Raw genomic sequence first — 13,984 nt, 5'->3', positions numbered from 1 at the left:
GCATTCCGGGGTTCAGTCGCCGTCGGCCGCGTCGGGCAGCCCCCGGTTCAGGTACCACATCCGATCCTCCCCCTTGACCAGCCCGTGGGCCATCCGGATCGTCGCCAGGGTCTCGCCGGAGGCCTCGTCCCGGGGCCGGATGCGAAGCGTGTACTCGGCCCACACCGACGATTGGCCGACGCTCTTGTCGGCCCGGAAGTCCTGGACCTGGAACTCCAGCGGGGCGTACTTCTTGACCCGCGTCCCCTTCCAGGCGGCGACCTTCCGCTCCCAGGCCGACCGGAAATCGGCGAACGAGCGGAACGGCCCCGCATCCCGGCCGGCCGAGCTGAGCAGCAGCCACATCCGCTTGTAGTGCGGGAAGTGGTGCGACGCCGCGGCGTAGAAGTCCTTGACCGCCTGCTCGGGCGTGATCCGGACCGGCCGCTCCATCGTGATCAGGATCGGGTAACTGAGGAGCGCCGCGGCGGGGAACCCGATCATCAGCCAGAAGAAGACCAGGGGCCAGGCGACGTAGGTCAGCAGGTAAGCCACGAAGATCACCCCGGCCACGGCCGCCGCGATCCGCATCACGGTGCCGTTGACCTCGGCCCAGCGGGTCCAGAGCGGATCGGCCTCCGCGTCCTCCTCGGACTGGACCTCGGCCCCCTTGCGACGCCTCCGGGGCGGGGAGGGCTCCTCCTCGATCTCGTCGTAGGGGCGTTTGGCGCGGGGCTCGGCCGGCTCGGGCTCGACCGGCCGGCGGACCCGCTTCTCCGGCTTGGGCAGGTCGACCGGGCGGGGCGGAGGCTCCTCCTCGGCGACCTCGGGCGGGCCGCCGATCAGGCCATACTCGTCATCGCCGGGCGGCGACGGGGCGGGCGCGGGCGGGCGGGCGGGCGCCGCCGGCGTCGGATCCGGGTCCGCGATCCAGTCGACGACCCGGATCTCGTCGGTGCCGAAGTCGGCCCCGCCCCGGGGCGCCGGGGGTGGGGCGGGACGTTCCTCGGGCTGGAAGAAGGAGGCGGCGTCGGCGATCGGCTGGGGGTCGTCGGGAGTTCGGTTCGGGCCGGGCATTCGGGAGGGCTCCTTTCGACTCACCAGCGGAGGTCTTCGCGGCGGAACAGGTAAACGTGGCCGTCGTCCGAGCCGACCAGGAGGTCGAGCGTGCCGTCCCCCCGCGCCGAGACGCCGGACGGGCTGCACGCGTCGCCGCCCAGGCCCAGCGGGACGCCGTCGGGGAAGCCGACGACCCGGGGGACGTAGCCGTCCAGCCCCCGGTCTTCGAGCAGGAGCACGGTCGGGCCCGCCGGCGGCACGCCCGGCCGTCCGGTGACGGCGGGCACGACGAACGGGGCCGCCGCCCGGGACAGCCCGACCAGGATGTCGACCCGACCCGGCTCGGTCCACGGGCCGGCCCACAGCGAGACGTTGCCGGCCAGGCCGAACCCGCCGTCGAGCCGGATGAACCGGCCCAGCGAGTCGACCAGCGGCACCGGGGCGTCCAGGGCGTGCGGGTCGCGCTGGCGGTAGACGCAGAGGAACCCCTGGAGGTTGAGCGCGATCAGGTGCATCGGCCCGTCGCCGCCCCACCGGGCGCAGGCCGGCCGGACCCGGGGCGGGGTCACCAGCGGCGACCCGGCGCAGCGGAGGCCGACCGGCGAGCCGAACCGGGGGTCGTACTTCGCCCCGTCGTTGCGCAGGAGGATCACCTCACCGCCGGCCCCCCCCACGATCAGGTCGAGCCGGCCGTTGCCGGTCCAGTCCACCACCGCCGGGCAGGCATACCCGAGCCGGGGCGAGGCCGGGCCCAGGAGGCGGCCGTCCACGCCGGGGTCGAGCCGGAACGGGTCACCGCCCGCTTCCAGCCGGGTGGGCAGGCCGTAGCGATGCTCCACGCCGGTGCCCACGTCCTTGAGCCAGGACAGGTGGCCCGGGCCGTCGCCCACGACGAGGTCGAGCCCGCCGTCGTCGTCGAGGTCGGCCGCCGCCACCACCGCATGACCGCCCAGCCAGAGCGGCCCCGGCTCCTGCGTGATCAGCTCCGGGGGCCGGGCCGCGTCGAGCGAGGCGGTGCGGATGGCGAAGACCCGGCCGTCGCGCTGGCCGCCGATCAGCTCGGCCCGGCCGTCGCCGTCGAGGTCGGCCGCCGACACGTTGGTCCGGTCCTCGGGGAGCGCCAGAGGAGCATCGCCGACCCGGATCGTCCGGGGGCTGAGGACGGCCGGGGGCAGGATCCCGCCGAAGTTGCGGAACACCCGCGCCCGCCCGCCCTCGTCGGCCAGCAAGAACTCGGCGTTGCCTTCGACGTGCCACGAGATCATCAGCGGGGCGGGGTGGAGGCCGACCTGGATCGGCCGGCCGTCGGCGTCGATCTCGTCCTGGACCTCGAACCGGGGATGCTCGTCGTCCCCGACGTTCTTGATCCAGCGGATCCTGCCTTCCGGCGTCTGCCCGCGCCAGCGGCCCTGGTCGTCGTAGCCGGGGTGGCCGCCCCCCTGGTCGAATCCGACCTGCTGTTCGAGCGGGAATTCTTCGCCGTCGGGCCAGTAGTCGGCCAGGTCATCGAGCCCGACCAAAAGGTCGAGCTTGCCGTCGCCGTCCCAATCCACCGCGACGAGTTGGGCCACCCGGACCTCGCCCAGCCCGAGGTCGGCGGGCAGGCCCAGCGGCTCGGGGGCGGCGTAGCGGGGCTGGTCGGGCGAACCCTCGTCGCGGAGCCGGACCAGGCCGTCGGGGCCGATCGCAATCAGGTCGAGCCGGCCCCCGCCCCGGGCCGGGAACGGGCAGAGGCAGCGCAGGCCCTGGAGCCCTTCGACCTCGGTCCCGGCATCGTAGAACGGCCGACCGTCGCGCTCGCCGGCCGGCCGGTAGAACCGCGCCAGCCGCCCGCCATTGGCGGCCACCAACAGGAGCGCCGGCGTGCCCCGCCCGGCCTCGAAGGCGACCGCCTCGGCATCCCACCCGAACCCGATCGGCCTCGCGGCCACCGAATCCGCCCACCCCAGGCTCGGACGGGCCGCCTCCCCGGCCCCGACCTCCGTTTCTCCGTCCGCCATCGACATCGCCGCGTCTCCCTCGATCCCGACCGGGCCAGCTCGCCCCGTCCGATTCCAAACCCTGATTGTACCGAGTCCGCCCGCCCGGGTCGCGGGGTCGATGCCGCCGGTCGCCAGGGGCTTTACTCTGCCCCTTCCCGATCAGCGGCCGGGTGGCTGTGGTTGGCTTGCTGTTCAATGCAGGGACATGGGTTACGGTGAGTGCAGGGACATGGGTGGCGCCTGGAGGGGAGAATCGGGCCTCGAAAGGAGGCCCGAGATGCCCTGGAAAGTCGATCCCGTGACCGAGCAGCGCATCGCCTTGGTCCATGCCGTCCGCACCGCCGGCCTCTCCGTCGCCGAGGCCGCCCGCCGCTACGGCGTCAGCCGCAAGACCGCCTTCAAGTGGCTGGCCCGCCACGACGCCGAGCCCGATCGCCCCCTGGCCGACCGCTCTCGACGCCCGGCCAGAAGCCCCTCCCGCACCGCCGACGACCGGGAGCTGATCGTCCTGGAGGCCCGCGATCGCCACGGATGGGGGCCCCGCAAGCTCCACGCCCATCTCAAGGCCCAGGGGCACCAGGCCCCGCCGATCCGCACCATCGCCGCGATCCTTCGCCGCCACGGCCGCGTCGCCGCACCCGCCGCCGCCCCGCCGCCCACCCCGGCCCCCCAGCGGTTCGAGAGGCCCGGGCCCAACCAGCTCTGGCAGCTCGACTTCAAGGGGCCGCTGGAGGTCGGCCGCGCCCGGGTCGTCACGCTCTCGATCATCGACGACCACAGCCGCTACCTGCTCGCCCTGAGGCCCTGCGCCGACATGACTTATGCCACCACCCAGGCGGTCCTGTGGGGGTTGTACGGGGAGGTCGGGATGCCCGAGGCGATCCTCTGCGACAACGCCTTCTCGGCCCGCAACACCGGGGTGGGGCTGTCGGGCTTCGACGCCTGGCTGATCCGCCTGGGGATCCGGCCGCTGCACGGGCGGGCCTACCACCCGCAGACCCAGGGCAAGGTCGAGCGGTTCCACGGCACCCTGGAACGCGAGGTCTGGCCCAAGGTCAGGCGCGATGAGTCGGAGCACTTCCGGGCCGACCTGGAGGCGTGGCGGCCGGTGTACAACTCGGTCCGGCCGCACGAGGCGCTGGGGGATGAGCCGCCGGCGACCCGCTGGGCGCCCAGCCCGCGTCGCCGGCCCGACGCGGTGCCCGAGATCACCTACCCGGCCGACGCGGAGGTGCGGGTGGTGGGCCAGGACGGGTCGATCCGCTGGCGTCGCGCCCGGATCAAGGTGGGGGTGGGGCTGTCCGGGGAGCGGGTGAGGGTGGCCGACCAGGGGCACCAGGTGGAGGTGTACTACGGGACCCACCGGGCCCGGGTCATCGCCGCGGAGCAGTTGAAGCCCGGCGTGACGGCATAGACGATGGTGTAAACTTCGATCGGCCGGGCGCGCCACCCATGTCCCTGCGCCCGGCGCCACCCATGTCCCTGCATCGCACAGCTTGCCAACCACGGGGCCGACGAGACGGACCCGGGACGCGCGATCGGCCCGATTGGTGGCCGGACCCATCGATCCACATCACCGGTCCTGTGGTTGGCAAGCCAACCACAGCCACCCAACGCCCGGGTCGCGGGGGTGATGCCGACCGGAATCGCAGGACGTTCCTCGCTCACGCCCCGGTCAGCGATCCCAGCCGCCGGGCAGGGCTTCGCCGCCCGCGATCGTGGACAGGGCCTCGAAGACCTCGGGGGCGATCCCGTCCCGGATCGGGCGGACCGACCCATCGGCGAACAGGACCTCGGTGCGGCCGGGATGGTTGCCGCCGAACGGGCGGCCGGGGCCGAGGTGGGGCCGCTTCGCGGGGTCGACGCAGCGGGTCGTCGCCGATCCGCCCGCCGTCCAGGGGGGGCGGAGGTCGGCGGTCTCGGCCACCATCATCGTCGTCGCGGCCCCGTCGCGGAGGTCGGCCGGGGTGATCCGCCGATCGTCGCCGAACATCCCCGCCCGCCGGTCCGTCTTCGGCAACGCGGCAGCGTCCGGGCCCAGGCCGGTGACGCCCACGTAGGTGGTGGGCTCCAGGATTTTCGCAGGTTGGCGGCGGCCCCAGGCTCCCCCGGACTGCCCGTCATGCTCGCGGGCATGGGCCGAGGAGGGGCATTCGAGGTAGGTGATGGGCCGGTAGCCATACGGCTCCGCGACCCCGGCATCCCAGGATTTGGCGAAGTCGATCCGGCCGTAGTTGTCCATCCCCCAGCAATGGGGGCAGAACAGGTACGGCAGGACGGCCAAAGGCCAGCCCACGCGACGGTCGGGCGTCGTCCCCTCGCCGGGCAACGCCGCCGGGACGAAGCAGTCGTTGGCAACCTGATAGTTGGACAGGGCGATGCCGATCAGCTTGAGGTTGAGCTGGCACTGCGACCGCCGGGCCGACTCGCGGGACGCCTCGATCGCCATCCGCCCCAGGCCGACCGACCCGGCGAGCAGGCCCAGGACGATGGCGAGGACGCCGGCCTTGCGGGCCGCAGGTGCCCGGCGGAACGACTCGATGGCGCGGATCATGGCAACCTCCCGGGGTGGATGGCCGGACGGCCCGCCCCGGGGTGGGAGCGGGCCGCGCGATCCGATCTCCATCCTACCCGGACGGTTGTCCGATTACTTCTTGCCCTTGGGGTCGAGATTCTGGGCGAGCTTCTCGTCGCTCACCGGGATGTGGAAGCCCTGCGAGGGGACGTCCACCTTGGCCGACCAGGCGATCGCGTTCAGGACCAGGGTGCGGAAGTCGTCGTTGCCCCAGTTCTTGTGCGAGTGGCCGCCGGTGAAGCCGAAGCCCCGGCCGCCGTCGGGGCGCTCGATGGCCCAGGCCAGCACTTCCTCGCGGCCCTTGTCGGCGACGATGTGGGGGTACGGGCCGCGCGGCGAGGAGGACTTGCCCTGCCGGGTCTCCTCGTCGGGCCTGGCCACGATAATCGGGGTGACGGCGGGGCCCTCCCCCTTGGGGGCGAAGCGGATGTTGTAGTACCACTCGTCCTTGACCGCGAACGGCTTCACGCCCCGGGTGATCGGGTGCTCGGGCAGGGTCGCGACGTCGGCCGTCCAGTGGGGGTTGGTCGAGAATCGGTCCTCGTAGTAGCCGCCGATCCAGCGGAGGAACTCGGGGCCGCCGCGGTCCCTGGGGACCTCCACGGCGTAGTGCATGGCCACCAGCCCGACGCCCTTGTCCATCAGCTTCTGGATCTTGTCGAGGTGGTCGCCCTGGATGATCGGGTGGTTCTTGCCGCCGTCCATGTAGAAGACGACCGCCCTGGCGCCGTCGAAGACGGACTCGTCGGCCGGCCAGCCGCCGGCGACGAAGACCGGGTCGATGCCCGGGATCTGCTTGAGGCAGTCGACCAGCAGCTTGGAGCCGGCGTTGAATTCGTGGTCGCCGGGGCCGTGGCTGGGCTTGCCGGCGACGAGGACGATCTTGGCGTCCTCGGCCTGCGCCGGGGCGGGGGCCGGGACCAGCGCCGCCAGGGCGGCCAGCGCCATCCATCCGAATCGTTGCGTCATGGGTGTGCCTCGCGGGTGGGGTGGGGTCGCGAAGACGCCACGGGCCCCCGATCGTGGGGACCCGTGGCGTCGGTGGGGTCGGCGAGCGATCGGCCGGGGCCGGTCGGATCAGACGAACGGGGTCTCGCCGGGGACGGCGACGGGCGGGGTCGGCATCGGGCCGAAGGCCAGCTTCTCGGGCATCGTGTTGAGCTCCGAGTTGAGGGCCTGCTCCCAGGTGACGGCCTTGCCGGTGTAGGCGGACATCCGGCCCATGATCGCCGTCAGGGTGCTCTCGGCGACCGTCTTCAGCTCGTTGAGGGGCTTGCCCGAGCGGATGCTCTCGACCATGTCGATGTGCTCCTGCTCGTAGGGGTTGCGCTCCCCCTTGAACCGGAGCGGGGCGCCGGAGGCGCCGATCAGGCGGTACTGGCCGGGGCGGAGGTCGAAGGTCCCCTTGGTGCCGACGATCGACTCGGACACGTTGTTCTCGCAGCCGTCGATCTGGCGGCACATGCTGAGGCTGTGGGCGCCGTTGGCGAACTCATAATCCACGGCGAAGTGGTCGAAGACATTGCCATAGGCCGGCGAGGTGCGGACCTGGCGGCCGGCCAGGGCCACGGCGCGGGTCGGGTGGGCGCCCATGGCCCAGTTGACCACGTCGAGGTTGTGGACGTGCTGCTCGACGATGTGGTCGCCGGACAGCCAGGTGAAGTAGAGCCAGTTGCGGACCTGCCACTCGACGTCGGACCACGACTCCTGGCGGTCGCGCTTCCACAGGCCGCCCTGGTTCCAGTAGCAGCGGGCGGTCAGGACGTCGCCGATGGCGCCGTCGTGGATCCGCTTCATGGCCTCGACGTAGCCGGCCTGGTGGCGGCGCTGGGTGCCGGCGACCACGGCCAGGTTCTTCTCCTTGGCCTTCTCGGCGGCGGCCAGGACCATCCGGATGCCCGGGCCGTCGACGGCGACCGGCTTCTCGGTGAAGAGGTGCTTGCCGGCGTCGACCACGGCCTTGATGTGGGCGGGGCGGAAGCCCGGCGGGGTGGCCAGGATGACCAGGTCCACGCCGGCGTCGATCACCTTCTGGTAGGCGTCGAAACCGACGAAGCAGCGGTCGTCGGTCACTTCCACCTTGTCGCCGAACCGCGACAGCTTCTCGCGGGCGTTGGCCAGGTGGTCGCGGAACAGGTCGCCCATGGCGACCAGCTTGACGTTGGACGACGAGTTGATCGACTGCTCGGCGGCGCCGGTGCCCCGGCCCCCGCACCCGACCAGGCCGACCCGGATGATGTCGCTGCCGGCCGCGTGGACCGACGGCGTGGCGACCAGCCCGGTCGCCGCGGCGGCCAGGGCGGAGGTCCTGAGGAAGTCGCGACGCGAGGCGCTCGTGTTCCCGACGGGATCGGTCATGAGACGGTCTCCGGACGTTTTCGGTCTATGTGGCGGACGGGATGGGCGGGGAGGCACGACGGAAGCGGGCGAGGCCGGCAAGGCGGCTCACCACGCAGCCTACCGGGTGCCCTTCCCCTTCACAACCGGGGACCGGAACCCGAGCAGATTTTCCTGCTCGACCAGCGGGCGGACCACCCGGAACCCGACGAACGTGGCGTCGGTGTGCCACCAGATGCTCTGGGGCCTCTGGGGGTCCTGCACCGACCACTCCCGGTTGGACACCTTGCGGCTGGCCGAGCGGAGGTCCTCGGCGTCGTCGTCCCACGACCCGCCCCGGGCGACGTAGGGATATTCCTTGGCCGTGGGCAGGATCACCGGCCGGGTGGCCAGGTCGCCCATCTTGGCGAACTCGGCGTAGGCGTCGGGCTTGTAGAAGTCCAGGCACCACTCGGCGACGTTGCCGTGCATGTCATACAGGCCCCAGGCGTTGGGCTTCTTCTGCCCCCCCTTCTGCGGCCCCTGGGCGTTCTCGACGTACCAGGCATAGTCGCCCAGCTTGTCCTTGTCCTTGCCGAAGTTGTAGGGGGTGGTGGACCCGGCGCGGCAGGCGTATTCCCACTCCGCCTCGGTCGGCAGGCGATAGTTGAATCCGGTCTTGGCCGACAGCCACCGGCAATATTCCATGGCCGAGTGGTGGGTCATGCAGATCGCCGGGTTGCCGTCGTGGCCCAGCCCGAAGGTCATGTCGGCGTAGGGCTTGGTCGGGCGGGTCGAGGCGTCGGCCTTCTTCTCGGCCTCGGATTGATTGGCGAGGTCGACCCCGGCGCGTTCCTTGCGCTTGATGTCCTGGCTGAAGCAGTATTCGTCGAACTCGTCCCAGGTGACCTCCTTGGCCCCCATCCAGAACGGGGCGATCTCGACCTTGACGGTCGGCCCCTCGTCCTCCTTGCGGTCCTCCTCGTCCTCGCCGCTGCCCAGGACGAACGTCCCGCCGGGGATCGGCACCATCTCGAACTTGAGCTTCGAGCCGGCGATGTCCTGGACGTAGGGCTTCATCTGGGCCGCGGTCTCGGCGGTCGGGGGCGCCTCCTGGGCTCGGGCCGACGGGGCGGCGACGCCGAACGCCGCCAGCAGGAGGAGGGCGGCGGGCCGAGGCTTCGGGATCCTGCGCACGTGTGGTAATCTCCTGGGATCGGCCGGCGCGGCGCGGGGGCTGCAACCCCGGGGCGGTCGACCGCGGGCATATAAAGGGGAGGATCGACGATGGTCCGACGGGGGTTCTGGGCTGCGATCGCCGTGGGGCTCGCCGCGACGATCCCGGCCCGGGCGGGCGAGGATCGGCCCGCGCCGTTACGACGCTGGAGCTTCGCCGAGCCCCACATGGGGACCGAGTTTCGCGTCCTATTCTACTCGCCCGACGAGGCCGCCGCCACTCGCGCCTCAAGGCTCGCCTTCGCCCGGATCGCCGAGCTGGACGCCGCCCTCAGCGACTACCGCCCCGACAGCGAATTGATGCGGCTCTGCGACCGCGCCGGCGGCCCCCCGGTGCCGGTCGGCCCGGACCTGTTCGCCGTCCTGGCGCGGTCCGAGGAGTTCTACCACCGGTCCGACGGGGCGCTGGACATCACCATCGGCCCGGCCGTCCGGCTCTGGCGACGGGCCCGCCGCGACCGCAAGATGCCCGACCCCGACCTCCTGCGGAAAGCGCTGGACCTGGTCGGCGGCGACACGATCCGGCTCGATCCCACCGCGCGGACTGCCCAACTCACCCGCCCCGGGACCAGGCTCGACCTGGGGGCGATCGCCAAGGGATACGCCTCGGGCGAGGCGATCGCTGTGCTGAAGCGGGAGGGGATCGACCGCGCCCTGGTGGCCGGGTCGGGCGACATCGTCGTGTCCGGGCCCCCGCCCGGCCAGGACGGCTGGACGATCTCCGTGGCGTCGCTGTCGCCGGTCGAGTCCGACGCGACCGGGCCGACGATCCAACTCCGCGACGCCGCCGTGTCCACGTCCGGCGACGCCGAGCAGTTCGTCGAGATCGACGGCGTGCGCTACTCCCACGTCGTCGACCCCCGCACCGGCCTGGGCCTGACCGAGCGCCGGAGCGTCACCGTGATCGCCCCGGACGGCACGACCGCCGACGCGCTGGACACCGCCGCCTGCATCCTCGGCCCCGGGCGCGGGATGGCCCTGGTCGAGTCCACCCCCGGCGCCTCGGCCCTGTTCCTCCGCATCGGCCCGGACGGCGTCGAGCGAACCACCTCGAAGGGCTGGCCCTCCAACCCGTGAGGGGCACCCTCGGTTGGCGGGGCGATCCCGGCGGGCCTACAATGGGCGATCGGCGGGCGGACGAGCGGACCGGGGAGGGGATGCGCCGTGGCGGACGACGACTCGCGGGTGGTGAAGGCGGTGTGCCCCCTGGATTGCCCGGACACCTGCTCGATGCTGGTGACGGTGGAGGCGGGCCGCGCCGTCGCACTGAAGGGCGACCCCGATCACCCGTTCACCCGGGGGTTCCTGTGCCAGAAGATGGCCCGCTACCTCGACCGGGTGTACAGCCCCGACCGCCTGGAAACGCCGCTCCGCCGGGTTGGCCCCAAGGGGTCGAAGCAGTTCCGGCGGATCGGCTGGGACGAGGCCCTCGACGAGATCGCCGCGAAGTTCGCGGCGATCGCCGGGTCGGCCGACGGGCCCCAGGCGATCCTTCCTTATAGTTACTACGGGACGATGGGCAAACTCCAGGCGAGCAGCCTGGACCGCCGGTTCTTCCACCGGCTGGGGGCCAGCCTGCTCGATCGGACCATCTGCGCCTCGGCCGGGGCGGCGGGCTACGGCTACACGATGGGCCGGGGCAACCCGGGGGCCGACCCGATGGCGGCGGCCGACTGCCGCCTGATCCTCAACTGGGGGTCGAACACCGCCCACACCAACAGCCACCTGTGGAGCCTGATGGTCAAGGCCCGCCAGCGCGGGGCGACCCTGGTGGCGATCGACCCCTATCGCAGCCCCACGGCCACGCGGTCCGACCTCCACATCCAGCCCCGCCCCGGCACCGACGCGGCGCTCGCCCTGGGGATGATGCACGTCCTCTGGCGCGACGGGCTCGCCGACGAGGACTACCTCAGTCGTGCCACCGTCGGCGCCGACCAGCTCCGCCGCCGCGCCCTGGAGGAGTACCCGGTCGATCGGGTCGCGGCGATCACGGGATTGGAGCCGCAGGCGATCGAGGATCTCGCCCGCCTCTATGCCGGGTCGCACCCGTCCCTGATCCGCCTGAACTACGGCCTCCAGCGCCATCGGGGGGGCGGCATGGCCGTGCGGACCATCGCCTGCCTGCCGGCGGTGGTCGGGGCCTGGAAGCATGCCGGGGGCGGGGCCCTGCTCTCGACCAGCGGCACCTACGACTTCGCGATGGACCGGCTGACCCGGCCCGACCTCTCCCCGGCCGGCACCCGCACCGTCAACATGAACCAGCTGGCCGAGGCCCTGGCCGGCGAGTTGCCCGGCCCTCCGGTGCGGGCCCTCTACGTCTACAACTGCAACCCCGCCGCCGTGGCCCCCGACCAGGCGAAGGTGATCGCCGGGTTGATGCGGGAGGACCTGTTCACGGTCGTCCACGAGCAGTTCGCCACCGACACCGCGGACTACGCCGACATCGTCCTGCCCGCCACCACGCAACTGGAGCACCCCGACCTCCACGGCTCCTACGGCCATCATTTCGTCATGCTCAACACCCCGAGCATCGCCCCCCGGGGGGAGTGCCGGTCCAACACCGACGTCTTCCGCGCCCTGGCCGGGCGATTGGGGTTCGAGCCCGAACTGTTCCCCGACGACGAGACCCTGATCCGCGAGGCCCTGGACGGCGGGCCCCACCTGGAGGGAATCACCCTGGAACGGCTCCGCGACGAGCCCTCGATCCGCCTGGGCATCCCCGCGCCGTTCCTGCCTTTGGCCGAGGGGCGCTTCCCCACCCCCTCGGGCAAGTGCGAGTTCTACTCCGAGGCGATGGAGGCGGCCGGGCTCGACCCGTTGCCGACCTACACCCCGCCCCTGGAGGACCCGGCCACCCGGCCCGACCTGGCGGCGTCGTACCCGCTCCAACTGCTGAGCCCGCCCCGGCCCCAGTTCCTCAACTCGACGTTCGCCAACTCCGCCAGCCATCGCGCGGCGGCCGGCGACCCGACCGTCGAGATGTCGGAGGCCGACGCCGCCCGCCGGGGGCTGGTGGACGGCCAGTGGGCCGAGGTCTACAACGACCGGGGCCGGTTCCGGGCCCGGGTCGCGTTGGCGGGCTCGGTGCGGCCGGGGGTGGCGGTGGCCACCGGGCTCTACTGGAACAAGCTGGTGCCGGGGGGCGGGAACGCCAATTGCACCACGTCCTCGGCCCTGACCGACATGGGGGGCGGGGCCACCTTCTTCGACAACCTCGTCGACGTCCGCGCGATCCCGGAGGACCGATCATGAGCCTGCTCGCCCGCCCCGTCGCCGTCGCCCCTTCCACCAAGGCCGTGGTCGCCACCGTCTACACGAGCGACGGCTGCGACTGCTGCCGCAAGGCCCTGGCCGTCCTAGCGGACGCCCAGGAGCGCCACCCGGCGCTGGTCGTGGAGACGATCGACATCGCCTCCGACCCCGACCTCGCCCGCAACTTCGAGGGGCTGACGCCGGTCGTGGTGATCGACGACAAGGTCCGGTTCCGGGGCCTGATCAACCCGGTCCTGCTCGACCGCCTGCTGGCCGCATCGGCGATTTGACCTCCCGCACAGGTCGGGCGATGCGCCCGCCCGAACCGACGCAGCGACTCGGGCCTCGGCCTGATGTTTCAAGCGGAATCTCGCCCGAGACGGGACTGCAGCCTCTTCAGCCGCGAGTGAAGGACGAATGCACCCGACAGGGATATCAGTGAGGGCCATAGGAGAGACAACCTCAGCGACCAGATCACGGATCCGGCCGGCATCAAGCGATAATAATGCAGATCGATCCCGGGGACCGTGAATTGCCCGGCGCGATCTCCCCGGAGGATGTCCGAAGCGATCATCCGCCGTGGATCGACGATGTAGGGTCGGATGTTACCGGAGGCATCCGAGTCAAAATCGTCGCATAAAGAGAGATCACCGCCGCCCACGATCACGTAAAAATGATCTCCCAGGCTCGGCGAAGTCTGAATCCTCAGGTGATAAATCCTTCGATCGAAGAACCTGGAAACTGCCCAGAGGGATGTGAGCGAAAGAGTCATCCCGACGGCAAAGATCAGGGCCCATTCGAGGAAAACACGTCTCATCGAGATCCTCTGGGCCAAGATCACCGTCCGACGAGGGATACCGAGGTCGGCATCCTCTCTCGCCTTATCTTACACTTGTACCACATGCGTGAAAAGCGTCCACCAAGGTGATTCCGAATGGAATTTCATCCGGGATCAGACCCGACGCAGTCGTTGATCCGGGCGTTCAATGCCCGGGTCCGGGCGTGCCGGAAGTGCCACCGCGCCGGGTTCCTCGACGAGCGGGAATCGGTGCCGATCGCACGCGACCCCGACCCCGGCGTGCCGAGGCCGCGGATCCTCCTGATCGGGCAGGCCCCGGGCCTAAGGGGGAGCAACGACGTCCCGGCGTTCACCGGGCCGTCGGGCGATCGATTGCGGGCCTGGTTCGAGCTGGGTGGGATCGCCCGCGAGGATTTCTGGCGGAAGATCCACTTCGCCGCCGTCACCCGCTGCTACCCCGGACGGCTGCCGGGCGCGAAGGGGGACCGGCTCCCCACCCCGGCCGAGCGGGCCCTGTGCCGGCCCTGGCTCGACGAGGTCGTGACGCTGGTCGATCCCGAGGTCGTCCTTTTAATCGGCCTGCTGGCGATCCGGACGATCCTCGGGCCGGTGCCGTCTTTGGCCGCCGTGGTCGGCACGGCGCGGGTCGTCGATGGGATCCGCTACCTCCCCCTGCCCCACCCGTCGGGCGTGAGCCGGTGGCACAACGACCCGCCCAACGTGGAGGCCGTCGCGCGGGCGATGGGCCACCTCCGCGGGTGGGTCGACGAGTTGGGGATCTGACGG

At 71.7% G+C, this 13,984-nt stretch carries 12 protein-coding genes; 5 read left to right on the top strand and 7 right to left on the bottom strand.

Annotation, left to right across the window (positions count from 1 at the left end):
- Positions 1–12: 12 nt before the first annotated feature.
- Both TA3x_RS19805 and TA3x_RS19800 read right to left on the bottom strand, forming a co-directional pair.
- Positions 13–1,056 (bottom strand): hypothetical protein, encoded by a 1,044-nt coding sequence (locus tag TA3x_RS19805; RefSeq protein ID WP_435016395.1) that lies wholly within the window; start codon positions 1,054–1,056, stop codon positions 13–15.
- Positions 1,057–1,076: 20 nt separating this feature from the next.
- A complete protein-coding gene (locus TA3x_RS19800; protein WP_435016394.1) occupies positions 1,077–3,044 on the bottom strand; it encodes a hypothetical protein in 1,968 nt (655 codons plus the stop codon).
- 253 nt (positions 3,045–3,297) lie between these two features.
- On the opposite strand from TA3x_RS19800, the gene TA3x_RS19795 reads away from it, so the two are divergent.
- Positions 3,298–4,434, top strand: coding sequence for an IS481 family transposase (locus TA3x_RS19795; protein ID WP_435016393.1), 1,137 nt, complete (start codon positions 3,298–3,300; stop codon positions 4,432–4,434).
- 261 nt (positions 4,435–4,695) lie between these two features.
- On the opposite strand, the gene TA3x_RS19790 is transcribed toward TA3x_RS19795, so the two are convergent.
- From TA3x_RS19790 to TA3x_RS19775, 4 genes are all read right to left on the bottom strand, one after another.
- Complete coding sequence (locus TA3x_RS19790; protein WP_435016392.1) at positions 4,696–5,574, bottom strand: DUF1559 domain-containing protein; 879 nt, start codon at positions 5,572–5,574, stop codon at positions 4,696–4,698.
- Between the two features lie 93 nt (positions 5,575–5,667).
- Positions 5,668–6,564, bottom strand: a complete 897-nt coding sequence (locus TA3x_RS19785; protein ID WP_435016391.1) for a ThuA domain-containing protein — start codon at positions 6,562–6,564, stop codon at positions 5,668–5,670.
- Between the two features lie 108 nt (positions 6,565–6,672).
- Positions 6,673–7,953, bottom strand: coding sequence for a Gfo/Idh/MocA family oxidoreductase (locus TA3x_RS19780; protein WP_435016390.1), 1,281 nt, complete (start codon positions 7,951–7,953; stop codon positions 6,673–6,675).
- A 99-nt stretch (positions 7,954–8,052) separates the two neighbouring features.
- Positions 8,053–9,108 carry a formylglycine-generating enzyme family protein gene (locus TA3x_RS19775; protein WP_435016389.1) on the bottom strand — a complete coding sequence of 352 codons (1,056 nt, stop codon included), beginning with the start codon at positions 9,106–9,108 and terminating at the stop codon, positions 8,053–8,055.
- 90 nt (positions 9,109–9,198) lie between these two features.
- On the opposite strand from TA3x_RS19775, the gene TA3x_RS19770 reads away from it, so the two are divergent.
- From TA3x_RS19770 to TA3x_RS19760, 3 genes are all read left to right on the top strand, one after another.
- The gene (locus TA3x_RS19770; RefSeq protein WP_435016388.1) at positions 9,199–10,224 is read left to right on the top strand and encodes an FAD:protein FMN transferase; all 1,026 of its coding nucleotides are present in this window, start codon (positions 9,199–9,201) and stop codon (positions 10,222–10,224) included.
- Between the two features lie 87 nt (positions 10,225–10,311).
- On the top strand, positions 10,312–12,399 hold the full coding sequence (locus TA3x_RS19765; RefSeq protein WP_435016387.1) for a molybdopterin-containing oxidoreductase family protein: 2,088 nt from the start codon (positions 10,312–10,314) through the stop codon (positions 12,397–12,399).
- Entirely contained in the window at positions 12,396–12,689 is a 294-nt protein-coding gene (locus TA3x_RS19760) for a glutaredoxin family protein (RefSeq protein WP_435016386.1), read from the top strand. The genes TA3x_RS19765 and TA3x_RS19760 overlap by 4 nt, the downstream gene beginning before the upstream one ends.
- 68 nt (positions 12,690–12,757) lie before the next feature.
- On the opposite strand, the gene TA3x_RS19755 is transcribed toward TA3x_RS19760, so the two are convergent.
- Positions 12,758–13,216: a hypothetical protein gene (locus tag TA3x_RS19755; protein ID WP_435016385.1), complete on the bottom strand. Its 459-nt coding sequence runs from the start codon at positions 13,214–13,216 to the stop codon at positions 12,758–12,760.
- Positions 13,217–13,333: 117 nt separating this feature from the next.
- Here TA3x_RS19755 and TA3x_RS19750 point away from each other — a divergent pair, with 117 nt between their 5' ends.
- Positions 13,334–13,981: a uracil-DNA glycosylase family protein gene (locus TA3x_RS19750; RefSeq protein WP_435016384.1), complete on the top strand. Its 648-nt coding sequence runs from the start codon at positions 13,334–13,336 to the stop codon at positions 13,979–13,981.
- Positions 13,982–13,984 lie beyond the last annotated feature (3 nt).

Source organism: Tundrisphaera macrotermitis, from assembly GCF_051175315.1.
Classification (GTDB): Bacteria; Planctomycetota; Planctomycetia; order Isosphaerales; family Isosphaeraceae; genus Tundrisphaera.
This window is presented reverse-complemented; position numbering and strand designations above follow the sequence as displayed.

What these genes read in the sequence shown, in the direction of transcription:
- TA3x_RS19805 (WP_435016395.1), bottom strand. Translation starts at nt 1,056, where the DNA reads ATGCCCGGCCCGAACCGAACTCCCGACGACCCCCAGCCGATCGCCGAC.
- TA3x_RS19800 (WP_435016394.1), bottom strand. Translation starts at nt 3,044, where the DNA reads ATGTCGATGGCGGACGGAGAAACGGAGGTCGGGGCCGGGGAGGCGGCC.
- TA3x_RS19795 (WP_435016393.1), top strand. Translation starts at nt 3,298, where the DNA reads ATGCCCTGGAAAGTCGATCCCGTGACCGAGCAGCGCATCGCCTTGGTC.
- TA3x_RS19790 (WP_435016392.1), bottom strand. Translation starts at nt 5,574, where the DNA reads ATGATCCGCGCCATCGAGTCGTTCCGCCGGGCACCTGCGGCCCGCAAG.
- TA3x_RS19785 (WP_435016391.1), bottom strand. Translation starts at nt 6,564, where the DNA reads ATGACGCAACGATTCGGATGGATGGCGCTGGCCGCCCTGGCGGCGCTG.
- TA3x_RS19780 (WP_435016390.1), bottom strand. Translation starts at nt 7,953, where the DNA reads ATGACCGATCCCGTCGGGAACACGAGCGCCTCGCGTCGCGACTTCCTC.
- TA3x_RS19770 (WP_435016388.1), top strand. Translation starts at nt 9,199, where the DNA reads ATGGTCCGACGGGGGTTCTGGGCTGCGATCGCCGTGGGGCTCGCCGCG.
- TA3x_RS19760 (WP_435016386.1), top strand. Translation starts at nt 12,396, where the DNA reads ATGAGCCTGCTCGCCCGCCCCGTCGCCGTCGCCCCTTCCACCAAGGCC.
- TA3x_RS19755 (WP_435016385.1), bottom strand. Translation starts at nt 13,216, where the DNA reads ATGAGACGTGTTTTCCTCGAATGGGCCCTGATCTTTGCCGTCGGGATG.
- TA3x_RS19750 (WP_435016384.1), top strand. Translation starts at nt 13,334, where the DNA reads ATGGAATTTCATCCGGGATCAGACCCGACGCAGTCGTTGATCCGGGCG.